The 24,003-nt window shown below is 39.3% G+C and carries 22 protein-coding genes and 1 riboswitch; of the genes, 11 read left to right on the top strand and 11 right to left on the bottom strand.

The features are described from left to right. Positions 1-7: 7 nt before the first annotated feature. Entirely contained in the window at positions 8-901 is an 894-nt protein-coding gene (locus tag QS62_RS02090) for a homocysteine S-methyltransferase family protein (RefSeq protein WP_066105190.1), read from the bottom strand. Between the two features lie 145 nt (positions 902-1,046). Next, positions 1,047-1,138: riboswitch (TPP riboswitch) on the top strand. Positions 1,139-1,224: 86 nt separating this feature from the next. On the opposite strand from QS62_RS02090, the gene QS62_RS02085 reads away from it, so the two are divergent. From QS62_RS02085 to QS62_RS02050, 8 genes are read left to right on the top strand one after another with little or no spacing between them, the layout of a single operon-like run. Continuing rightward, positions 1,225-1,965, top strand: coding sequence for an ABC transporter ATP-binding protein (locus QS62_RS02085; protein ID WP_066105187.1), 741 nt, complete (start codon positions 1,225-1,227; stop codon positions 1,963-1,965). Further along, positions 1,966-2,721, top strand: a complete 756-nt coding sequence (locus QS62_RS02080) for an ABC transporter permease (RefSeq protein WP_066105184.1) — start codon at positions 1,966-1,968, stop codon at positions 2,719-2,721. Positions 2,722-2,745: 24 nt separating this feature from the next. Continuing rightward, a complete protein-coding gene (gene tenA / locus QS62_RS02075) occupies positions 2,746-3,399 on the top strand; it encodes a thiaminase II (protein ID WP_066105180.1) in 654 nt (217 codons plus the stop codon). A gap of 22 nt (positions 3,400-3,421) precedes the next feature. Then, a complete protein-coding gene (locus tag QS62_RS02070; protein WP_066105177.1) occupies positions 3,422-4,384 on the top strand; it encodes an ABC transporter substrate-binding protein in 963 nt (320 codons plus the stop codon). Positions 4,385-4,393: 9 nt separating this feature from the next. Next, positions 4,394-5,206, top strand: coding sequence for a hydroxyethylthiazole kinase (thiM, locus tag QS62_RS02065; RefSeq protein ID WP_066105174.1), 813 nt, complete (start codon positions 4,394-4,396; stop codon positions 5,204-5,206). Then, positions 5,199-6,020 (top strand): bifunctional hydroxymethylpyrimidine kinase/phosphomethylpyrimidine kinase, encoded by an 822-nt coding sequence (gene thiD, locus QS62_RS02060; protein WP_066105171.1) that lies wholly within the window; start codon positions 5,199-5,201, stop codon positions 6,018-6,020. The genes thiM and thiD overlap by 8 nt, the downstream gene beginning before the upstream one ends. Further along, positions 6,013-6,675, top strand: a complete 663-nt coding sequence (gene thiE / locus QS62_RS02055; RefSeq protein ID WP_066105168.1) for a thiamine phosphate synthase — start codon at positions 6,013-6,015, stop codon at positions 6,673-6,675. Before thiD ends, thiE begins: the two co-directional genes overlap by 8 nt. Before the next feature lie 2 nt (positions 6,676-6,677). Beyond that, the gene (locus tag QS62_RS02050) at positions 6,678-7,892 is read left to right on the top strand and encodes an NRAMP family divalent metal transporter (protein ID WP_231923668.1); all 1,215 of its coding nucleotides are present in this window, start codon (positions 6,678-6,680) and stop codon (positions 7,890-7,892) included. A 46-nt stretch (positions 7,893-7,938) separates the two neighbouring features. Here QS62_RS02050 and QS62_RS02045 read toward each other — a convergent pair whose 3' ends face one another. The 3 genes from QS62_RS02045 to rapA all read right to left on the bottom strand — a co-directional run bounded on the left by QS62_RS02045 (position 7,939) and on the right by rapA (position 12,399). Continuing rightward, positions 7,939-8,715 (bottom strand): peptidylprolyl isomerase, encoded by a 777-nt coding sequence (locus QS62_RS02045; RefSeq protein ID WP_066105165.1) that lies wholly within the window; start codon positions 8,713-8,715, stop codon positions 7,939-7,941. 108 nt (positions 8,716-8,823) lie between these two features. Beyond that, positions 8,824-9,477, bottom strand: coding sequence for a bifunctional tRNA pseudouridine(32) synthase/23S rRNA pseudouridine(746) synthase RluA (gene rluA, locus QS62_RS02040; protein ID WP_066105162.1), 654 nt, complete (start codon positions 9,475-9,477; stop codon positions 8,824-8,826). Between the two features lie 3 nt (positions 9,478-9,480). After that, positions 9,481-12,399 (bottom strand): RNA polymerase-associated protein RapA, encoded by a 2,919-nt coding sequence (rapA, locus tag QS62_RS02035; RefSeq protein WP_066105158.1) that lies wholly within the window; start codon positions 12,397-12,399, stop codon positions 9,481-9,483. A 337-nt stretch (positions 12,400-12,736) separates the two neighbouring features. On the opposite strand from rapA, the gene pnuC reads away from it, so the two are divergent. Then, positions 12,737-13,411, top strand: coding sequence for a nicotinamide riboside transporter PnuC (gene pnuC / locus QS62_RS02030; protein WP_066105156.1), 675 nt, complete (start codon positions 12,737-12,739; stop codon positions 13,409-13,411). A 40-nt stretch (positions 13,412-13,451) separates the two neighbouring features. Then, a complete protein-coding gene (locus tag QS62_RS02025) occupies positions 13,452-13,739 on the top strand; it encodes an antibiotic biosynthesis monooxygenase family protein (RefSeq protein WP_066105153.1) in 288 nt (95 codons plus the stop codon). A 56-nt stretch (positions 13,740-13,795) separates the two neighbouring features. Here QS62_RS02025 and hslO read toward each other — a convergent pair whose 3' ends face one another. The 7 genes from hslO to mltF all read right to left on the bottom strand — a co-directional run bounded on the left by hslO (position 13,796) and on the right by mltF (position 19,767). Beyond that, the gene (hslO, locus tag QS62_RS02020) at positions 13,796-14,668 is read right to left on the bottom strand and encodes an Hsp33 family molecular chaperone HslO (RefSeq protein ID WP_066105150.1); all 873 of its coding nucleotides are present in this window, start codon (positions 14,666-14,668) and stop codon (positions 13,796-13,798) included. 99 nt (positions 14,669-14,767) lie between these two features. After that, on the bottom strand, positions 14,768-15,310 hold the full coding sequence (locus QS62_RS02015; RefSeq protein ID WP_066105147.1) for a cysteine hydrolase family protein: 543 nt from the start codon (positions 15,308-15,310) through the stop codon (positions 14,768-14,770). A gap of 4 nt (positions 15,311-15,314) precedes the next feature. Beyond that, complete coding sequence (locus tag QS62_RS12225; protein WP_156550036.1) at positions 15,315-15,419, bottom strand: IS3 family transposase; 105 nt, start codon at positions 15,417-15,419, stop codon at positions 15,315-15,317. Positions 15,420-15,655: 236 nt separating this feature from the next. Continuing rightward, a complete protein-coding gene (nhaA, locus tag QS62_RS02010; RefSeq protein ID WP_066105142.1) occupies positions 15,656-16,825 on the bottom strand; it encodes a Na+/H+ antiporter NhaA in 1,170 nt (389 codons plus the stop codon). An 84-nt stretch (positions 16,826-16,909) separates the two neighbouring features. Then, the gene (gene pyrE, locus QS62_RS02005; protein ID WP_066105139.1) at positions 16,910-17,554 is read right to left on the bottom strand and encodes an orotate phosphoribosyltransferase; all 645 of its coding nucleotides are present in this window, start codon (positions 17,552-17,554) and stop codon (positions 16,910-16,912) included. Positions 17,555-17,565: 11 nt separating this feature from the next. After that, positions 17,566-18,285: a ribonuclease PH gene (gene rph, locus QS62_RS02000; protein ID WP_066105136.1), complete on the bottom strand. Its 720-nt coding sequence runs from the start codon at positions 18,283-18,285 to the stop codon at positions 17,566-17,568. 45 nt (positions 18,286-18,330) lie between these two features. Further along, positions 18,331-19,767: a membrane-bound lytic murein transglycosylase MltF gene (gene mltF, locus QS62_RS01995; protein WP_066105132.1), complete on the bottom strand. Its 1,437-nt coding sequence runs from the start codon at positions 19,765-19,767 to the stop codon at positions 18,331-18,333. A gap of 149 nt (positions 19,768-19,916) precedes the next feature. Here mltF and purL point away from each other — a divergent pair, with 149 nt between their 5' ends. Continuing rightward, positions 19,917-23,825, top strand: coding sequence for a phosphoribosylformylglycinamidine synthase (gene purL / locus QS62_RS01990; RefSeq protein ID WP_066105129.1), 3,909 nt, complete (start codon positions 19,917-19,919; stop codon positions 23,823-23,825). Positions 23,826-24,003: the final 178 nt, after the last annotated feature.

Raw genomic sequence — 24,003 nt, 5'->3', positions numbered from 1 at the left:
AGCCACCTCAACGTAAATGCGTTGCTAATTGCGCAATATGTTCTGGTCCGATACCACAACAACCACCAATTACATTAGCACCAATTGCACGCCATTTTTGCGCCCAATATAGATAATTTTCCGGTGTACTATCGCGACGAATCTCATCAATTGCTTCGTTAGCAGCTTGCATCTCTTCCGGTTGCGGTACAAATGCGTTGGCATATACGCCTAGATTGACTGCGCGCTGTTGTTGATCGATCACTTGTTTTGCTTGTGTTAATGCTGCTGCCATCACTTCAATCTGGCTACAGTTAAAAGAAATGGTGGCGGCATTTAATGCTAAAGCCTGTTTTACCGCGTCAACGACCAGCTCACCAGAACGCAATTTTGGTTCGGTTTGTTGTGCAGAGTCGTCTAAAGTGAAGGAACACCAAAATGGACGTTGATCGTTACCTAATAGGCGTTTCCAAGTTTGTACTTCGATAATACTGCTTTGTGTTTCAGCTAACCAAAGATCAACATAAGGTGATAAACCTTGAATTAAAGGTTTTGCTAAGGATTCCGCAAGATCTGCATTAAATAAATCTGGTCGGTAAGAACCAAATAGTGGTGGCAGTGAGCCTGCAACCAACACAGCTTTACCGCTTTTTTGTACCGCTTCTCGTGCTAGTTTTCCTGCTAACGCAGCGAGTTGTTCACCACGTTGATAAAAACGTTCACCAATATGGAAAGGTACTACCGCATAACTATTGGTTGTAATCACATTAGCGCCGGCGCGGATATAGTCTAAATGTACGTCGCGTACAATATCCGGGGTTTCCATTAATGCTAGTGCTGACCATTCTGGTTGACGAAACGGTGCATTACGGCGATGGAGTTCACGTCCCATACCGCCATCAAGAATAATAAGGGGTTGCATATAAAATTATCCAAAGTAAATAAAAAAGGAAGCTAACTTAGCATAGCAATAGCGAATTACAAGTGAATTAATCTGCTGAGATATAACTTAACGTTATTATGTTATTTTAAGTTGTGTTTTGATTGATTTCCTTGTAGAGTAAAGACCGTTTTAGTCGGGGTGCTGCTTAGCAGCTGAGATAATACCCGTGAACCTGATACAGTTAACACTGACGTAGGAAACTAATTATGCACACCATTTTATCTTCATTTTTTATCTATTTTTTCCATTCTTTTTTTGTCATTGCGTTAAATCCTAATCAACACTGATTGATGGTATTGGCGATGAACGCAGTACAAATTCAGCATTTAACCCTTGCGTTTGCTGGCAAGCCGCTGTTTGTAGATTTTAATTTTGCAGTGCTACAAGGGCATTGGACAGCATTATTAGGACGTTCCGGTGTTGGCAAATCGACATTATTACGGGTGATTGCTGGGCTAGAACAACAAACCATACAACAAGGTAAAATTGAGTTTCTGACAGCTTCTGCAGCAACGAATCAACCTGTTGCCTTTATGGCACAAAATGATGGCTTATACCCATGGTTATCGGTATTAGACAATGTACAGCTAGCGCAACATTTACGTGGTCAAAAAAATCTAGCCAGCCAACAGCGTGCAGAGGAGTTATTGGATGCTGTGCATATGTTGGAACATCGCGATAAAGCCTGTTACCAATTATCAGGCGGACAGCGGCAGCGAGTGGCTTTAGCTCGCACTTTAATGCAATCAGCCGAAGTGATTTTAATGGATGAACCTTTTTCGGCGTTAGATGTGGTAACTCGCCTGCAATTACAAACTTTGGCACAACAATTATTAGTGGATAAAACGGTATTATTAGTTACACACGATCCACAAGAAGCGTTGCGCTTGTGTGATGATATTTTTGTGTTGCAAAAACAAGCGGAACAGGTTGTGCTCACTGCACCAATTTCTCCGCAAGCTATTGAACGCTCCCCAGAACATCCTAATTTTTGGCAGTTATATCAACGATTGCTGCAACAATTACAACAGGGAGAGCTTTAAATGCGCTATCTCTCTTCACTGTTTAAAGCCTTACTGCTTTCTTGTTCATTATTACTGTTATGGCAAGCGGCGGTTGTACTGTTTGATTTACCACATTATATGCTGCCACAACCGCTGGAAGTGATGACAAAACTGCATTCCCACGCAGAATTATTGTGGAGCCATAGCCAAATCACCTTATTAGAAATCTTATTGGGATTAACACTAGGTTTTATATTAGGCTTATTCTCAGCCTTGCTACTCTCATTATCACGTTGGCTTTCTTCATTACTTTTACCTTTGCTCATCATTTCACAAGCTATTCCGGTATTTGCCATTGCACCGTTATTAGTCCTTTGGTTTGGTTACGGTATGGCGTCCAAAATTGCGATGACGATTTTAATTATTTATTTCCCAGTGACCGCTGCTTGCTATGACGGTTTACGTAATACGCCGAAAACTTGGTTGGAGTTGGCAAAAACAATGAATGCCACTCCATTGCAATTATTGTTTCGTGTGCGTTTACCTGCGGCGTTGCCCTCTTTAGCGTCGGGCTTGCGCATAGCAGTAACCATTGCACCAATTGGTGCGGTTATTGGGGAATGGGTGGGTTCTAATCAAGGTTTAGGTTATTTGATGTTACAGGCAAATGCACGAATGCAAGTTGATCTGATGTTTGCAGCATTGTTTGTCTTGATGTTGATGACGTTACTATTTTTCTTTGTCACCGATAAATTATTACGTCGCTATTTACCTTGGGTGGATCAATTACGTTAACCTTTGTTTTATGTGAGGAAGTCTATGTCGTTAAGCCAACAATTACGCCAAAATGCAATGCCTTATTGGCAACAATATGTTGAACATCCTTTTGTACAGCAATTGGCTACAGGAACATTAGCAAAAGCCAGTTTTCAGCACTATTTAATTCAAGATTATCACTATCTTCTGCATTACAGTCGTGCGTTGGCATTGGCGATGTATAAATGTGATAACTTTCGTGATTTAGCTGAAATTGAAACGAGTCTGCAAGCCATTTTGGCGGAAGTGCAATTACATATTGCTTATTGCCAAGAGTGGCAAATTTCGCCTGCACAATTAGAGCAAACCGCAGAATCACCTGCTTGTGTTGCCTATACACGTTATGTTTTAGATTGCGGTATGCAAGGCACATTAGCAGAACTATATGCGGCAATTCTGCCTTGTACTTTAGGTTATGCTGAAATCGGGAAATGGATTGCCGATTCTGGCGTCAGTCCAAGCAACAATCCATATCAATCGTGGATTGATATGTATGCTAGTGCAGAGTTTCAACAAGCTGCTGTCAGTATGCAAACCTTCTTTGCATCGTTGTGCCAATCTTCATCGGCGGCACAACAAGCGAAACTCCAACATATTTTCACCACCGCAACCCGTATGGAAATTGCTTTTTGGCAAATGGGGTTAGATCGTTCGTAATTACCGTAATGAGGAAAAGAGTATGAAAAAATCATTGTTTCTATGTGGCGTTGCCGCGTTGATGGTCAACTTGTCGGCATCGGCTGCGGAAAAATTGCAGAAGCTTAATTTGCAATTAGATTGGTTTGTTAATCCCGATCACGCAGCATTAATTGTGGCGCAGCAGAAAGGTTTTTTTGCTGCTAATGGTTTAGAGGTGGAGATTGTTGAACCGGCGGATCCTGCATTACCACCTAAATTAGTCGCTGCCGGCAAAAGTGATTTAGCAGTAAGCTATCAACCGCAATTATTAATGGATATTGATCAAGGTTTGCCGTTAGTGCGTGTAGGCACATTAATTGCAACGCCATTAAACAGTTTGGTGGTGCTGAAAGAGAGCGGTATCAAATCATTAGCAGACTTAAAAGGGAAAAAAGTGGGCTATTCAGTTAGTGGTTTTGAAGAAGCCTTACTTGGCACAATGTTGAAATCAGTCGGACTAACCTTGAAAGATGTTGAAGTGATCAACGTTAATTGGTCATTATCGCCGTCATTGATTAGTAAGCAAGTTGATGCTGTGATTGGGGCTTTCCGTAATTTTGAATTAAATCAATTAGCCCTCGAACATCAACAAGGTGTGGCATTTTATCCTGAAGAGTATGGCGTACCTATCTATGATGAATTGATTTTAGTTGCTAATAAAAAGCAGCTGCATGATCCGCAATATCAAGCCAAATTATCTGCATTTTTGACCGCTCTTGAACAGGCGACAGTCTATTTAATGAATCATCAACAACAAGCTTGGCAGGATTTTGTCAGTTACAAAGCCAAAGAACTGGACAATGAATTAAATCGTCGTGCGTGGCAAGACACTCTGCCTCGTATCAGTTTAATGCCACGAGGTTTAGATCAACACCGTTATCAAAAAATGGCGACTTTTATGCACGAACAAGGGTTAATTAAACAAATACCGGCGTTAGATGATATGGCGCGACAAATTAATTAAGGACAGATTATGCAATTCAATATGATTGAAAAAATACGGCAAACTAATCCACTGATTCACAACATTACCAATATTGTAGTAGCGAATTATGTGGCGAATGGATTATTAGCTTTAGGTGCTTCGCCGATTATGGCGGATGCTGAACAAGAGGTTGCTGAGTTGGCGACTTTCACATCAGCATTGGTATTAAATATTGGTACGTTAGATGCAGTTAAAGTTAAAGCAATGCTGCTTGCGGGGAAAGCTGCAAATCAACAGGGTGTACCAGTGATCCTCGATCCTGTTGGTGTGGGAGCAACTAGTTATCGCAAACAAGCTGTTGCCGAGTTATTACAGCAAGTCAAATTTACTGCAATTCGTGGTAATGCGGGCGAAATTGCACAGTTGGCTGGCGTAGCTTGGTCAGCAAAAGGCGTTGATGCTGGGGAAGGCGGTGCGGATATTGCACAGATTGCGCAGCAAGCGGCACAACGTTATCAGTGTGTGGTGGCTGTGAGTGGTGAAATTGATTATATCAGTGATGGTAAACAATTAGCGAAAATTGCGAATGGGACGCCAATGTTCCCGAAAATTACTGGTTCTGGCTGTTTGTTGGGAGCGGTAATAGGTGCATTTTTAGCACTCGATCAACAAAATCCTTTTATCGCAGTAACACAAGCCTGTACTGCGTATGCAGTAGCAGGTGAAATAGCGGCACAACATCTGCAAGCCACTCAGTATGGACAATTCTATACAGGGTTATTGGATAGTTTGGCGGCATTAACCGATCAACAGGTACAGCAACTAGCGAAAGTAACGTTATTGGGAGGGGATGATGAGTAAGATCGCACAAGCCTTAACCATTGCCGGTTCAGATAGTGGCGGTGGTGCAGGTATTCAAGCTGATTTAAAAACGTTTCAAATGCGAGAAGTGTTTGGCATGAGTGTGATTACCGCGGTAACCGCGCAAAACACTTTAGGCGTCAGCGATATTCATTTAATTCCGATTGATACGATTAACTCCCAACTAGCAGCGATTTATCAAGATTTCTCACCAAATGCGGTAAAAATTGGTATGTTGGGTACAGCAGAAATTATTACTTGTGTGGCAGAAAATTTACAACGTTATGCAGTAAAAAATTTAGTTATTGATCCGGTGATGATTGCCAAAGGCGGAGCAAGTTTATTGGCACAAAATGCGATACAAGCAATGCGTGACTTATTGTTACCGTTAGCTGATGTAATTACGCCAAATTTACCAGAAGCTGAAGCTTTAACAGGTGTGAAGATTGTAGATGAAAACAGTGTATTGCAAGCAGCAAAAATCCTACAAGATTTAGGTGCAAAAACGATTGTGATTAAAGGCGGTCATCGTGATAACTCGCGCAGTGATATTTGTCGTGATTGGATTTTTAGCACAGAGGGTAATTTTGTATTAGAGAGTCCACGTTTTGAAACGGTGCAAACACATGGTACAGGGTGTACTTTTTCTGCTTGTTTGGCAGCTGAATTAGCTAAGGGCAAAACCATATCAGAGGCTTGCCAAATTGCTAAAGATTTTGTGACCGCAGCTATTTCTCATCCGCTTAATATCGGTCATGGACATGGACCAACCAATCATTGGGCTTATACAAAATTCGGGGTGCAAAATGGATAAGCAGATTTTACGTTGTTATTTGGTAGCAGGAACACAGGATTGCCGTCATTTACCGGAATATAAACAAAGTCCGCAATATGCACTATTAACTCGTTTGGAACAGGCATTGCAAGCAGGAATTACTTGTTATCAATTTCGTGAGAAAGGCGCATTTGCGTTGCAAGATCCATTGAAAATCGAGCAAATTGCGCGAGCTTGTCAGGAATTATGTAAACAGTATCAAGTTCCGTTTATTATCAATAATGAGGTATGGCTAGCGCAAAAATTACGAGCTGATGGGATTCATGTTGGGCAGAAAGATACACCGGTATCGTTGCTTAAGCAGCAACTCACTCAGCCAATGTTGATTGGTTTGTCAGCCAATACCTTGGCACAAGCTCAGCAACATAATGAAACAAGCTATGTTGATTATTATGGTTGTGGGCCTATTTTCCCTACCTCTTCTAAAGCGGATGCAGCTGCTGCGGTTGGTATTGAATTTATCAGAAATTTGCGTCAGCAAGGAATTACAAAACCGATTGTGGCGATTGGCGGTATTAAAACAGAAGATGTAAAACCGTTACGTGAAGCGGGTGCAGATGGTGTTGCGGTGATTTCTACCATTATGCAGGCGGGAGATATCACTAAGACGATTCAACAGATTTTGCGGAGCTAGTGGTGCGATTATCAACATTTGGGCAGAAATATGGGCCGGGTATTATTATGGCGTGTTCCTGTGTCGGTGGTTCGCATATTATCGCTTCAACGCAGGCGGGTGCCTATTATGGTTATCAATTGGCAGGTTTAATTGTCTTGGTCAATATCCTGAAATATCCTTTCTTTTGGTTTGCTTTTGATTATAGTGCGGAACAGAATAAAAGCGTGTTACAAGGGTATGCGAGTAAAGGAAAACCTTATCTTTGGTTATTCTTGTTATTTAATCTATTCGCAACGGTGGTAAATATTGCTGGTGGCACCTTATTGTCGGCAGTCTTATTAGCAATGCTATTACCGCTGGATATCGATCTAAATTGGTTAAATATTTTAGTTTTAATCAGTTTTCTGCTTATTTTGTTTTATCGGCAATATCAGCGTCTGGATCAAGTATCAAAAGCGATAATGCTGTTATTAACGATTATTACCGTTATCGCTTTGGTGTTAGCAGGAGAGAAAGCACAACCGTTACCATCTGATTTTATTGCAGCAGATGCGTGGAGTATCAGTGCGATTCCTTTTTTAATTGCGTTAATGGGCTGGATGCCAGCACCAATGGAGTTAAGCGTAGCCAGTTCGTTGTGGGTAGTGCAAAAAAATCGTATCGATGCCAATTATCGTCAGTCACGTCATCTTGATTTCAATGTGGGATATTTAGTAACTATTATCTTGGCATTGATGTTTATGGCGTTAGGTGCTTTAGTCCAATATGGACAGGTACAAGAACCATTAAGTGGCGGTAAATTTATTCATCAATTTATTGAGATGTACGCGATCAGTATTGGTGAGTGGACACGATGGTTTATGGCTTTAGTTGCTTTTATCTGCATTTATGGTACGACTATTGTTGCAGTTGATGGTTATTCTCGTTGTAATCAGCAGACTGTGCAATTATTACGTTTTGGTGAACAAGCAGATGTCAATAATGAACAAGGCTTACGCTATTTTATGATTGCGGCAGCGTTAGCGAGCTTTATTCTGATTCAATTTTTTAGTAGTGCGATTGGGAAGATGATCCCTTTTGCGATGACTGCTTCTTTTATTTCAGCACCGATTTTTGCGTGGTTAAATTTGAGTTTGGCGAAACAATTGCATTATCGCAATAAGTGGTTGTTAATCTTAGCGTGGTTAGGGTTGGTGTATTTGTTGTTGATGGTTGTGGTTTATATGGTGTATTAGATAAAAAACGCTGCAACAAGTTGCAGCGTTTTGTGGTAGTAACAAATTATTTTTCGTTAATTTGTACTTTAGCTTTTTCACGCAAAGATTCTACATATTGCGCGATTTTTTGTTGGCTAAGGTTATTTAACAAGGTATTTCTAAGTTGTTCAAAAGATGGAATGCTGACAGGACGTTCATCTTCCACTTGAATAATATGATAACCGGCAGTAGTTTTTACTGGGCCAGTCAGAACATTTTTCTTCGCAGCTTTTACCGCATTACCGAAATCTGGGATAAAGTCATTACCGTTACGCCAATTCAATTCGCCGCCATCAGTTGCTGCATTCGTATCAATAGAGTATTTTTTCGCAGCATCAGTAAAACTGATTTTATTTGCTTTTAAGTCGGCAAGGATCTCTTTTGCTTTCGCTTCATCTTTTACTACGATATGACGAACTTTATATTCGCGGCTATCTGCTAAACCTTTGACGATATTGTCGTAGGCTTTTGTTAGCTCTTCTTCGGTAACTTGATTTTTGTTAATCCATTGCTGTAATAAGTTATTGATTAACACATCTTCACTAGCAGCTTGCATATTTGCTTTAATATCAGCTTTTTTATCTAAGCCTTGTTTTGCTGCTTCTTGTAATAAGACATCACGATTAACTAATTGATTAATAATAGCTTTTCTTTGCTCTGTAGTTGGCTTGCTGATATTTAATGCACTGAAAATATTATTTACAGCGGTATCAGAAATTGCTTTGCCATTTACAGTAGCGACATCTTTTGCCATTGCTGGCAAAGCTAGACCAAGCGCAAGCGCTAAAACTAAAGGTTTCATATTTTGTCATCCTTTTCTATAGGTTATCTTTAATAATGTGTATAAAAATACCGCTATATAATACCAATAATTTAAAGAAAAAATCACATTAAATTAGCAATAAATGTATTAAAACTCTGCTGCACAAGAAAATGTCATCAATTCTTTCGTAATTGGGTGCGTAATAGTCAAACTGGCAGCGTGTAAGCAAAGACGAGGTGCCATTGCGCGCACTGCTGGCGGTGAATAAAATTTATCGCCTAAAATTGGATGCCCAAGTGCCAGCATATGAACACGCAATTGATGCGAACGTCCGGTAATCGGCGTGAGTTTTACGCGCGTGGTGTTATTTGGATAACGTTCAATCACTTCATAAAAAGTTGTTGCTTTTTTGCCAACTAGAAAATCAATTCGTTGGCGTGGACGATTTTCCCAATCACAAATCAATGGTAAATCAATTCTGCCCTGATCTTGTGCGAGATGTCCCCAAACTAAGGCTTGATAAAACTTTTTCGGTTCACGTTCACGAAATTGCCGTTTTAACTCTTTTTCTGCTGCTTTTGATAACGCAAATAACAACACACCGCTGGTTGCCATATCTAAACGATGTGCTGGTTCAGTAAAACCAAACTTAGCGGCGACGCGTGTCATAGCGCTATCTTGATATTGCGGTTGATTGCCAGGAACCGATAACAAACCGCTTTGTTTATTGATTACCGCAATATGATTATCTTGATAAAGAATATGTAATCCTGCTGGTGGCTGATAATCGATTAATGCCATAAGTTACTCTTTATTACTAATAATGACGCGTAAGCTGTCTAAACGCCAACTCGCGGCTTTTAATTGTTGTAATGATTGCTGAATAAGTTGTTCTAACTGCGCAATCTCGTCTGGACGAATATTTTTATTTACCGCCTGTAATGCAGTTAAGCGATGTAATTCAGCATACAAGGTTTTATCTGCATTTTCTGTAGCTTGTTGAATAATTTGTTGAGCTTTTGGTTCGATAACAGTTTGAGATAGCTTAATCAAACGTTCAACATCAGCTTTAGTCATTTTCACCATTTTATTAGCAACGTTTTTATTGATTGGTTTCAATTGTTTTTCTAAACCTTTAAAAGACACCTGTGGTGCCAGATCGTTGCCTTTAATATCCAATAATAAACGTATCGGTGTTGGCGGTAAGAAACGTGTTAATTCAAGTCCTTTTGGTGCTTGAGCTTCTACAACATAGATTAACTCTAGTAATAACGTACCAGCCGGTAAACCTTTATGTGGTAATAAACTAACCGCGGTTTTACCAATATCGCCAGAGGTAATTAAATCAATACCGTTGCGCACCATTGGATGATCCCAAGTGAGAAACTCAAGGTCTTCGCGTGCTAACGCCAATTGGCGATTAAAGGTAACGGTGGAGCCATCTTCTTTTAAACCTGGGAAATCTGGCACCAACATATGCCCAGTTGGTTGAATCACAATAGAATCTTCGCCTAAATCCTCTTGTTCCAAGCCAATCACATCAAATAAATTTAAACAGAAATTGATTAAATCAACTTGTCCATCTTGTTGTTCAATCTCTGCCGCTAATTGTTGCGCTTGTTCGCCACCGTTAGAATTTAATTCCAATAAACGATCGCGTCCTTGTTCCAACTCTTGTTGTAGTTGTGCTTTTTCTTTGGCGACTTTTTCAATAAATTGGCTAAATAGTTCGGTGTCTAATTCAGCTGTATTTAAGAATGTTTGCAATTGTTCGCCATATTTTGCGAATAAGGTTGCTCCCATTGGGCAAGTTTGTTCAAATGCGCCAAGCGCTTGTTGATACCAATCAACTAATACCATTTGTGAGGTTTGATTGAAATAAGGCACATAAATCTGAATATCTTTGTTTTGTCCAATACGATCGAGGCGTCCGATAGATTGCTCTAAAACATCTGGATTCAATGGCAAATTAAACAGCACTAAACGACTAGCAAATTGGAAATTGCGTCCTTCTGAACCAATGCTGGAACTTAATAAAACTTTAGCGCCATCTTCTTGTTGCGCAAAATAAGCGGCGGCACGATCGCGTTCCACAATCGACATTTTTTCATGGAATACCGCAGAACGGATAGCTTCTTTTTCCCGTAATACTTTTTCGAGTTGTAAAACGGTATCTGTTTGTTGGCAGATCACTAACACTTTTTCTTGTGGATGATTTTTTAAAAAGGTTAATAACCATTCAACTCGTGGATCAAAGTCCCACCAAGCAGCATCCGGGTTGAGTTTATGGAAAACCATTTCAGGATATAGCGAGTTTTGTTGGTTGTTTTTAGCTAATAGATTGACCACTTTGATCGCATTAGCATATTGTTTCGGCAGCTCTAATTTCACCTGGTGTAAAATCCGTTTCGGGAAACCTTTCACGCCTTGACGTGTGTTACGGAATAATAAACGGCTGGTACCATGGCGATCGACAAGGTTTGCCATTAATTCATTTTTTGCTTCGCGAATTTGTTCCGCACTGCTGGTTTTACCATTAATCACACGCAGTAATGGTTCAATATCTTGCTCGGTTAATAATTCGGTTAAGATATTTTGTTCATCATTATTTAATTTGTGATCCGACAATAAGGTATTCACTGCATCGGCAACCGGACGATAACTTTTTTGCTCCTCAACAAATGCGTTGTAATCGTAAAAACGATTTGGATCCAATAAACGTAAACGCGCAAAATGGCTCTCTTGTCCGAGTTGTTCTGGCGTTGCGGTAAGCAACAATACTGCAGGTGTTTTCTCTGCTAATTGTTCAACAAAGCAGTAAGCTTGACTCGGTGCATCAATATGCCATTGCAGATGATGTGCTTCATCGACAATTAACATATCCCATGGCGCTTCCACAGCCTCTTGCATACGGTTTGGTTGAGTAATCAACCAATCTAGCGAACAAATGACTAAAGATTCACTTTCAAACGGATTAACTTTAATACTGCGTCCGTCTTCATCTTTACGATCAAAATCTTGGCAGCGTTCTTCATCAAATAAAGAGAAATTAAGATTAAAGCGGCGTAGCATTTCTACTAACCATTGATGTTGCAACGTTTCCGGTACGAGAATTAAGACGCGTTGTACTCGACCAGAGAACAGTTGTTGTTGCAAAATCATTCCCGCTTCTAAGGTTTTTCCTAAACCCACTTCATCAGCTAACAATACGCGTGGCGATAAACGGCGACCAACCTCTTGCGCGATATGTAATTGATGTGGAATCAAACTAGCGCGAGTACCGCGTAAACCACGCAATGGCGATTGGAATTGTTGTTGCTGATGTTGTAAAGCTTGGTAACGCAAAGAGAAACGATCGTTGCGATCAATTTGCGCAGAGAACAGGCGATCTTGCGGTTTACTAAAAGTGATTTGATGAGCAAGCTCGATTTCTTTAATTACCACTTCTTCAAAGTTGGTTAAATTTTTAGCCAAATACAATGCGACACCATGGTTTTCCATTACATCTAATACTTCTGCTTGCCAGCCTTCGTGATGACTAATAATGTCACCGACTTGAAATAATACGCGGGTCATTGGCGCCGCCGCGAGGGAATAAACGCGGGTTTCATCTGCAGCAGGAAATAAAAAAGTAACAGTGCGGTTATCTATCGCGGTAACTAATCCTAAGCCTAAGTTATTTTCGCTTTCACTAATCCAACGTTGTCCGATTGTAAATGACATAGTTTTAATTCTTCTCTTTATTTGCTGATCAATTATAAAAAATAAGCGCGGATTTTACTCTGAAAGCGCTTGAATGCCAAAGGGTTTGCAAGATTTTCTGTGAAGTAAAAGTAAAATGTCATTTTAGTTTGTAGCTTAAAATGTAGCATCTATATTGATGAAATCTGTTAGCACGTGTATTTCTATGTAAAAAGAGTACTTTTTTCATATTCTTATTATCTTTCTGTATGTAAAAGCTACATTATTTCTAAAAAATTATTTTTATTAAATAAAAATAGTGCGTATCTACTACAAAATGGATAGAATGGAGCTTTTAAAAATCCTATCAGGGGGAACAATGTTTACACTTAAAGATCTCCAACAAGAATTTTTTGGCGGTTGGACAAAATTTGAAGCTTTTTGGCTACTACTATTCTTAGCACTACAAATTGGTACTTATATTCATCAACCTGACTCATTACTCGCAATGATTTCAGGTGTTGCCGGTATTTTATGTGTCGTTTTTGTTGGTAAAGGAAAAATTAGTAACTATTTCTTTGGTTTGATTTTCGCTTATACCTACTTTTATGTGGCATGGGATAATAAATTCTATGGCGAAATGACCACCACATTATATGTGTATATTCCTGCGCAATTTATTGGTTATTTCCTTTGGAAAGCAAATATGCAAAAAGATGGTCAAGGTGAAAGCGTTGTGGCTAAAGCGCTTGATCTAAAAGGCTGGTTAGTCACTATTGCAAGTATTGCGATCTGTTCGGCATTATTTATTGCTTTCTTAAAAACCACTGATGGTAATTCAGTGACCTTAGATGGCGTTACTACAGTGATGGTGATTGCTGCGCAATTATTGATGTTGTTGCGCTATCGTGAACAGTGGGTACTTTGGATTGTAATTAATGTACTTTCGATTATTTTATGGGCGGAAACTGCACCAATGTATATTATGTACGGCGCCTATTTATTAAACTCATTGTACGGATATTACAACTGGACTAAATTAGCGAAACAGTAACTGTTTTTTGTCCTAGCCAATATAATTAAAGGAATTGTTGATGTTTGTGGTAATTTTCAAAGCCGAGATTGCTCAGCTTGATGCTGAATATAGTCAACTGGCGCAGTTGTTAAGACAGAAGGCGCTAACAGAGTATGGATGTATTAACTTTGAATCTTATACCGAAAATCAGCAAGAAATTGCTTTGTCATATTGGCATGATCTTGAGAGTATTCGTCGCTGGAAAGCAGATGCAACACACCAATTGGCGCAACAGAAAGGGCAAGAACGTTGGTATAAGCATTATAGTATTGAGATCTGTGAAGTTCAGCGACAATATCAAAAGTAGAAAATGTAATGAGAAAAACGCTTATCTTGCAGGATAAGCGTTTTTTATGTGACTTCTTAATGCAGGCTTTGTTGTTTTAATTTACGCACCATTTCTTCGGTGAAGATGTAGTGTGTACCACAACATTCACATTGCATATCTAAGGTTGGTTTTTCCGCAAAAATTTCGCTAATTTCCTCATCGGATAATAAAGTAATCGCTGCGCCAGAACGTTCTTGCGAACAACCGCAGAAGAATTGCACGTTATGCGGTGGATAAATCTCAACAGTTTCTTCGTGATACAAACGATACAAGAGTTCTTCAGCGGTTAAGCCAAATAACTCTTCGTCTTTAATGGTTTCAGTTAAAGTCGCTAGATGGTCGAAATCATCTGGTGAACCTTGTCCGTCAGGCATAATTTGCAATAGCATACCTGCGGCAACAGGTTGATTTTGATATTCGCCGAAACGAATAAAGAGTTTAGTTTGTAATTGTTCCGAACGGACGAAATAGTCTTCTAAACATTCTGTAATGGTTGGTTTATCTAAACCGATAACCCCTTGATAACGTTCACCTTCTTCCGGAATAATTGAAATTACCAACACTGCTTTGCCAACCATATCAGCAAGGCTCATATCATCAGTAATTTCACCTTGTAAACGCGCTAAAGCACGAATTTGTTGTTGATCATTACCATTTACTAAAGCGAGTTTTAATGGCCCATCACCTTGTATTTGCGCAGTAATATTCCCTTTAAATTTTAAGGTCGCGGTTAAAAGACTTGTTGCAACTAATAATTCACCTAATAGATCTTGTACTTTGCGTGGATAATGATGAGTGTTGAGTGTTTCAGTAAAGGCTTGGTTTAGGCGTACCCATTCGCCGCGAACAGCACGATTTTTAAATAAAAAACGATAAAGTTTATCGTTGTCTTGTGTATATGTTGTCATAAGTAATCCCTCGAAAAAATCTTTCCCAATATGAGGATAGATTTGTGATTTACAAGTAGGGGGGTGTGTGGCTATTTAGGTTTCGCCCTAAAGGGCAACCTACTTTTCTTTATCTGTATATTGTTGAGTAGTCATAATTTTAGCAAATTCTTCATTTAAAGCTGCCAAATGACAGTGATGGATGCAATCTGCCTCTAGGAATTTTCCATCCACATCAGTTAATGCATAGCTTACAGTCGCATCACTAATTACAGTAGTATCAAATCCTAAATTTCCCGCCATTCTAGCTGTTGTAGAGACACAATGCGGCAAAGTAAATCCCACCATAATCAATTGATTAATCCCCTGCTCTTTCAAATACTGTTCTAAATTTGTTCCGATAAAAGCGCTATTTACATGCTTTTGAAAAACAACTTCATCTGCTAATGGTTCAAAACCATGCATAAAGGCATAACCACTTGGCTTAGAAAAAACAGATTGTGGATCTATACTTACATGCTGAATATGAATGACGGGTTTATTTTGTTTTCTAAATAGTTCGAGTAAAGACGCAATATTCTTCTCTGCATTAAGGTTATTTCTAGGTGGGCGATCGTTTTCTAAAAATCCTTGTTCGAGATCGATTAATAATAATGCCTGCATATAATCATTCCTTTTTATCTACTTTATCTACTGTATTTAATTTCAATTGTATGTGCTCCTCATTATAATAGCGAACATAATCTTTGATAGCCGATTCAAGTTCTGCGATCGCCTGAAATTAGTGTAGCTCTTTCAGAGAGCCGAGTGATAGCTTGGAATACCATCCGATTGCTTGTTTGGATATATTTAGTCATAAAAAATCTGCACCTCTGTTTGTTGGATAATCAGTCCAGCTTTTAGGGTACAGATCAAAAAGAGATTTTTCTCGCAAGCTCGAAAATTTACGGCTTTTTCTGCCTAAAAATTGAATTTGGGCAAGAGCGAGAGAAACCTCAAAATTTTTTATTATTTTGTGACTTGTCTTAAGGTAATGAAGCCCAGAATAGCAGAAAGCGTTGAAGCGGCTAAAATACCAATTCTTGCCAAAATATTTAAATCATGTGCTTCTTGTTCGAAAGCCAAACCTGATAAGAACATTGACATAGTAAAACCGATACCGCACAGCAAAGAAACGGCAAAAATATGGCGGAAATTAACGCCTGCCGGTAATTGCGTTAGTTTCAATTTGATAGATAAATAACTGAAACCGAAAACACCGATAGGCTTACCGACAAATAAACCTAACAATACGGCGAAAAGTAAAGGTGATGATAATAGTTGGGTGTTGATACCTTGAAATGAGATACCAGCGTTAGCAAAAGCAAATAGCGGTAAAATCATAAAAGTTACCCAAGGCGCAAGAGTATGTTCTAGGCGATGAACTAAATTTGCACCATTACTCGCTTTTAATGGGATAGCAAAACCGATAATGACTCCTGCTAATGTGGCGTGAACCCCTGATTTGAGTACACAAACCCAAAGGATAATACCAACAACACCATAAGGTGTTAGTGAACTCACCTTATAGCTATTAAGTAAAAAGAGTAACAAGATTGAGATAGCCGCACCAACCAGCGCCACTGTCCCTAATTCATGTGAGAAGAAAATCGCAATGACAACAATAGCACCAAGGTCGTCAATAATTGCTAATGCTAATAAAAAGATCTTTAACGCCGGCGGAACATTTTTGCCAACCAACGCCATAATACCTAAGGCAAAGGCAATATCTGTTGCCATTGGAATCGCCCAACCTTTGGTTAATTCAGGAGAAGATGCTGTTACCAGATAGAATAGTAGTGCAGGCACAATCATCCCACCAAAAGCAGCAATTGCTGGAAAGAGCGCCGTTTTATAATTAGAAAGAGAACCAGTGAACAGCTCTTTTTTGACTTCTAAACCAATAGATAGAAAGAAAATCGCCATTAGACCGTCATTGATCCAAAGAAGTAGTGGCTTATGCAGACGAAATTCACCAAATTGAAAAGCAAGAGTAGTATTGAGTAATTGTTGATAACAATCAGCACTAAAGGAGAAGTTTGCTAAAGCAATTGCTAGAAAAGTCGCAATTAATAATAAGATTCCTCCCGCCGGCTCGCTTTTAAAAAATTGTTGTAGGCGTAGTGAAAGATTTTGCATACAGTCTCCTTAAAATGAAAAGTATAAAGATAAAAAATGCCGCTACATAGGCGGCATCTGTGTTTAGTATTATTAGGTTTTGAATTAAACAATGCCATATTGTTGACGATATGCGAGCATTTTCGGTAAAAAAGCTGCATATTGCTCAGATTGTTGTAAGTAAGTTAATAAATGTTCAAAGGTAATAATCGAACTAACGCGACAATGATAATCACGTTCTACTTCCTGAATGGCGGAAAGTTCACCTTTGCCTTTTTCTTGTCTATCTAAAGCTATCATAACACCGCTTAAAGTCGCTTGATGTGCATCAATGAGCTGCATTGATTCGCGAATTGCCGTACCAGCGGTAATGACATCATCAATCAATAATACTTTACCTTGTAGTGGGCTACCGATCAAATTACCGCCTTCACCATGATCTTTAGCCTCTTTACGATTAAAGCAGACTGGCTTATTAAGTGAAAATTGATGATAAAGAGCAACCGAAGTCGCGGTAGCAATAGGGATTCCTTTATATGCTGGGCCAAAAATAACGTCGTAATCTAATTGTTGCGCTTGAATGGCTTTTGCATAGAAGCGTCCTAATTTGGCAAGATCTTCGCCGGTGTTAAATAGACCAGCATTAAAAAAATAAGGACTAATACGGCCAGATTTTAACGTGAATTCGCCAAATTTTAATACTTGGCGACTTAATGCAAATTCAATAAATTGTTGTTGATAAGTTTGCATATTTTTTCCTATTAGTTTTGTTGTAATGCTATTTTTTGCGCTTGGTTAATTTGTGCAATACCTTGTTTTGCTAAAGCGAGTAGTTCGAGCAGCTCTTCGTGGCTAAATGGTTCGCCTTCGGCAGTGCCTTGGATTTCAATCATTTTGCCTTCGTCAGTCATCACTACATTCATATCGGTTTCAGCATTGGAATCTTCGACATATTCAAGATCGCAAACTTTTTGATCATCCACAATACCGACAGAAACCGCGGCAACTAAACCTTTAATTGGGTTTTTAGTTAATGAACCGTTATCTAATAATGTTTGAATGGCATCATATAAGGCAACAGCAGCGCCGCTGATTGCTGCAGTTCTCGTACCGCCATCAGCTTGGATTACATCACAATCTAAAGTAATCGTGCGTTCACCTAATAATTCAAGATCGATCATTGCACGTAAGGAACGACCGATTAAACGTTGAATTTCCATCGTACGTCCGCTTTGTTTGCCTTTAGCTGCTTCACGTTGAGTACGCACGTTGGTTGCACGTGGCAACATACCGTATTCCGCAGTAATCCAGCCTTGATTTTGTCCTTTTAAAAAACGTGGTACAGAGTCTTCAATAGAGGCATTACATAATACTTTAGTGTCGCCAAATTCAATTAATACTGAACCTTCAGCGTGTTTTGTATAGTGACGAGTAATTTTAATTGGGCGCATTGCATCATTAGCGCGATTATTTGGGCGCATAAAAAATCTCCGAATTAGCAAAAAATATGCCAAATTTTAGCATAATTACAGTGGGTTTTGGCTGACTTCTGGCAGATTTGTTTCTGCTGGTGAGTCATTTACTTGGGTTTGTTCTTGAATACGATAGTAATTGATGATGCTGTTATGATAACGACGAATATTTTCAACATATTGATAGGCTTCATAACCGCGAGCGTAACCAAATTTAAGTTTGCTGTAATATTTTTTATCTGCAAGTAGTGGTAATTTAGCTTTAACATCTAACCAATTATTAGGATCACCACCAAGGCTTTCAGTTAAGCGACGAACATCTAATAGATGCCCTAAACCTAGGTTATAGGCAACAAGTGCAAACCAAATTTTATCTTCTTCCGGGATCGTTTCAGGCATTTTGCTTAATAGCATATGAAGATATTCTGAACCTGCCTTAATACTCTGTTCAGGATCATTTCGATCATCAATCTTCATACGGTTAGCTGTTTCTTTAGTTAGCATCATAATGCCTCGTACACCGGTTGGCGACGTTGCATTAGCATCCCAATGTGATTCTTGATAAGAAATAGCAGCTAACAGCTTCCAATCTAATTGATCGGCATAACGTTGGAAAAGTGTTAAATAAGTTGGCAAGGTATTTTCAATTGCTGAAATATAGGTTCTCGCGTCGACATAATCAAAGCGGGAAAGATGACTAAAATATTTTTCCTCAATACGTGAAATGAGCCCCGATTCTTTGGCAGAGTTCATGAAATCCAACAGCGCTGTTTGTAATTCATTATATGGATTTTGCGGTAGATACCAATTCACCGAAGTTTCTTCTGTTAAATCGAAGCCAACAGCCAAATTGGGTTTCACTTGCTGAATTGAAGCCACATCAATTGAGCTGGCAATAGTGTAATCCGCTTTACCATCCGCAACTGCCAATAAAGTTTCTTCTGGCGACATATTGTGATCAACCTGCCATTCAAGTTGCGGATATTGTTGTTTTAATTGAGATAATTTTTTTTGTAAATCAGGATTGTTCGGAATTAATAATTTACCGCTTAACTGACTTAAATCATAAGGTCTGGCGCTATTTTTCCGATAGACTAATTGCCAAGAAGCAGAGTAGTAGCTTGGTCCGATTTGGAAACGTTCCGCTTTATCTGTTTGATACATTAAGTTTGCTGCAGCAAGATCAATTTGGTTTTCTTCAAGCGCTTGTAACAATTCTTCTGAATTATCAAAAGTTTGTATAGTGAGTTGTACACCAAGATAATCAGCAAAGGCTTTGGTGAGTTCATATTCTAAGCCTGCTGCACCATTCGGATTAACGAAATAAGAGAACGCATTATTGATAGTGCCGACAACCAGTTCTTGACGTTTTTGAATGGAAGAATAGAGGTTATCGTCTGAGCGCATAATTTTTTGCCATGGAAAGACCATATCAATAGCCCATAATAATAGACCGATAGCTAAGATAATTCTGACTGATAACCCTTTCAAATAGACCTCAACTTGTGTTCTCGAAAAGTGCGCATTGTATAAGATCTAATCGATAAGTACAAATAAGCCAGAACGCAAACGTTTCCGTTTAATGGGAGTTTAGGTATAATAAGCGCCGATTTTTTCATTTTAAATTAGGTGATAATGCTATGATGCTGATTTTCCGTGGTGCAACCGCTCTTTCTGATTTTCGACTTTCCCGCCTTTCTTCACAACTTGCAGAACAACAAATTTCACTGGGTAATTGTGAGACCAATTATCTCTATTTTGTGGAAGTCAAAAATCCGCTGAATCAATTGCAAATCGATCATTTAATTCAACTTTTTGAGGCAAATGCCGTTATGAGTTTTCCTGCTGACAATGCAGCAGAGAATTTCTTACAAGGACAAATTGTTATTCCTCGTATTGGTACCATTTCACCTTGGTCATCAAAGGCAACAGATATTATTCATAGTTGTGGGTTAAGTGAAGTAGTACGTGCAGAAAGAGGAATTTTATATCATTGCGAATTCGCTTCTGCTTTGAACGCAGAACAACAAGCGTTTTTTGTTAAATTGATCCACGATCGTATGATGGAAGAAGTGGTTGAGGATTATGCACGTTTAACGGAAATTTTTGCGCAACAAGATCCAAAACCATTGAAAACCGTTGATTTACTTGCTGGTGGACGAACAGCATTAGAGAAAGCTAACGTAGAATTAGGTTTAGCTTTAGCAAGTGATGAAATTGATTATTTGCTTGAACAATTCACCTTATTAAAACGTAATCCAACTGATGTTGAGCTATATATGTTTGCTCAGGCAAACTCTGAACATTGCCGTCATAAAATTTTCAATGCGGATTGGACGATTGATGGTGAAGCACAGCCAAAATCACTGTTTAAAATGATTAAAAATACTTATGAAAAAACACCGGATTATGTGTTATCTGCGTATAAAGATAATGCTGCAGTGATGGAGGGTTCAGCAGCAGGACGTTTCTTCCCAGATCAAGATGGTACCTATCGTTATCACCAAGAACAAATGCCAATTTTGATGAAAGTAGAAACGCATAACCACCCAACAGCAATTTCTCCATTCCCAGGTGCGGCAACAGGTTCTGGTGGTGAGATTCGTGATGAAGGGGCGACAGGTCGCGGTTCAAAACCAAAAGCAGGGTTAGTCGGTTTCTCTGTTTCTAACTTATGTATTCCAGGATATGAACAACCTTGGGAAGGGCCATTATCAAAACCAAATCGTATTGCGTCAGCATTAGATATTATGTTGGAAGCACCTTTAGGTGGTGCGGCGTTTAACAATGAATTCGGTCGTCCATCATTATTAGGTTATTTCCGTACTTATGAAGAAAAAGTTAATAGCTTTAATGGCGAAGAGGTGCGTGGTTATCACAAACCGATTATGTTAGCTGGTGGTATGGGAAATATTCGTGAAGAACATATCCAGAAAGGCGAAATTCCTGTTGGTGCGAAATTAGTCGTCTTAGGTGGACCAGCAATGAATATCGGTTTAGGCGGTGGTGCGGCTTCATCAATGGCATCAGGAAAATCAGCGGAAAATCTGGATTTTGCTTCTGTACAACGTGATAACCCTGAAATGGAACGTCGTTGTCAAGAAGTAATCGACCGTTGTTGGCAAATGGGTGTGGATAACCCAATCCTCTTTATTCATGACGTTGGTGCTGGCGGATTATCAAATGCAATGCCTGAGTTAGTGCATGATGGCGGTCGTGGCGGACGTTTTGAATTACGTAAAATCTTAAGTGATGAACGTAATATGAGCCCATTAGAAATTTGGTGTAACGAATCACAAGAGCGTTATGTGCTTGCTGTTAATGCTGATAAATTGCCATTGTTTGAACAATTATGTGCACGTGAGAAAGTGCCTTATGCGGTAATTGGTGAGGCGACAGAAGAACAACATTTAACCTTACACGATGATCATTTTGCTAATAAACCGATTGATTTACCAATGAATGTGTTACTTGGTAAAACACCAAAAATGCAACGTAATGAGGTATCTAAACAAGTTAATTCAGCAGCATTAGCAACACAACAAATTGATTTAACAGAAGCATTGCATCGTGTTTTACGTTTACCAGTAGTAGCAGAGAAAACTTTCTTAATTACAATTGGCGACCGTTCAATTACTGGTATGGTGGCGCGTGACCAAATGGTTGGTCCTTGGCAAATTCCAGTAGCCGATTATGGTATGACTACAACAAGTTTTGATACTTATCATGGTGAGGCAATGTCGATTGGTGAACGTGCACCAGTAGCATTATTAGATTTTGCTGCGTCGGCTCGTTTAGCGGTAGCGGAAGCAATAACCAATTTGGCAGCAGTGAATATTGGCGAACTTAAACGCGTTAAATTATCGGCAAACTGGATGTCAGCAGCCGATCACCCTGGAGAAGGTGTTGGATTATATCAAGCTGTGAAAGCGATTGGTGAAGAGCTTTGTCCAGCATTAGGTTTAACTATTCCTGTTGGTAAAGATTCTATGTCAATGAAAACAACGTGGCAGGAAGATGGACAACAAAAAACAGTTACTGCGCCACTTTCATTAGTGATCAGCGCTTTTTCACGTGTAGAAGATGTTAGAAAAGCAGTTACACCACAGCTTCGTACCGATAAAGGTGCAAGTGAGTTAATTCTTATCGATCTCGGTGAAGGTAAGAATCGTTTAGGCGCAACTGCATTAGCTCAAGTATATAAACAACTTGGTGATAAACCTGCTGATGTAGAAAATCCACAACGCTTGAAGGCCTTCTTTGATGCGATGCAACAATTAGTGCAACAACAAAAATTATTGGCTTATCACGATCGTTCTGATGGTGGTTTGATTGTAACGCTTGCAGAGATGGCATTTGCGGGAAATTGTGGCGTCAATGTTGATATTGAAAAATTGGGTGCTGATGATTTAGCAGTATTATTTAACGAAGAATTAGGGGCAGTATTACAGATTCGTCAGGCTGATCATCAAGTAGTGTGGGATACGCTTAAACAATATCAACTTGATGCTGTTGCAACAGTATTAGGTAACGTGACAGCTGATAACAATATTATTGTGAAACGTGGTGAGCAAGTAGTGTTACAGCAAGCACGTTCAGCTTTACGTCAAATTTGGGGTGAACTCACCTGGCAAATGCAACGTTTGCGTGATAATCCAGCTTGCGCGGATCAAGAGTATGAAGCGAAACAACAAGCCGATAATCCAGGATTATCGGCAAAACTCAGCTATAACCCTAATGAAGATGTTGCAGCACCTTATATTGCTGTTGGCGCGAGACCAAAAATTGCGATTCTGCGCGAACAAGGTGTGAACAGTCATGTAGAAATGGCAGCAGCATTTGATCGTGCAGGTTTCCAAGCATTTGACGTGCATATGAGTGATTTAAGTTCAGGTCGTCATAATTTAGTCCATTTTGATGCGTTAGTTGCTTGTGGTGGCTTCTCTTATGGTGATGTACTCGGCGCTGGTGGCGGTTGGGCAAAATCCATTTTGTTCCATAATGATTTACGTGAGCAATTTAGCCGTTTCTTCGCAGATCAAAATAAAATTGCCTTAGGAGTATGTAATGGTTGCCAGATGATTTCTCATCTGAAAGAGATTATTCCTGGTGCAGACTTATGGCCGAAATTTGTGCGTAATCGTTCAGAACGTTTTGAAGCGCGTGTTGGTTTAGTGAAAATCAATGACAATAATTCCCTTTGGTTTGCTGGAATGGCTGGTTCACATATGCCAATTGCAGTATCGCATGGTGAAGGACGTACAGAATTCTCTTCAGAGCAGGATATTGTCGCATTACAGCAAAACCAACAAATTATTGCACAATATGTCGATAATTATCTCAATGCAACAGAACAATATCCAGCGAATCCAAACGGTTCACCACTAGGTATTACTGCAATTAGTAATAAGGATGGACGTATTGCGATTATGATGCCACATCCAGAGCGTGTGTTCCGTAGTGTGACTAATTCTTGGTATCCAGAAGATTGGAGCGAAGATGGTGCGTGGATGCGTTTATTCCGTAATGCGCGTGTTGCATTGAAGTAGGATTAAACATAAAAAGTATGGAAATTAGTCGTTTCGTTGAAAAAAACAGCGAACAATAAAAAAAATAAAAAATAGGGTTGCAAGGCAATAAAAAATCCCTATAATGCCGCCTCACGCAACGAGAGCAAGGAAGCACAGTGCTGAAGTAAAGTGGTGCTGAAAGTTTCCGAAATTGATT

Source organism: Gallibacterium salpingitidis (assembly GCF_001678495.1).
Lineage (GTDB): Bacteria > Pseudomonadota > Gammaproteobacteria > Enterobacterales > Pasteurellaceae > Gallibacterium > Gallibacterium salpingitidis.
The sequence above is the reverse complement of the archived record's forward strand: the minus strand, read 5'-3'. Positions and strand labels throughout refer to the sequence as shown.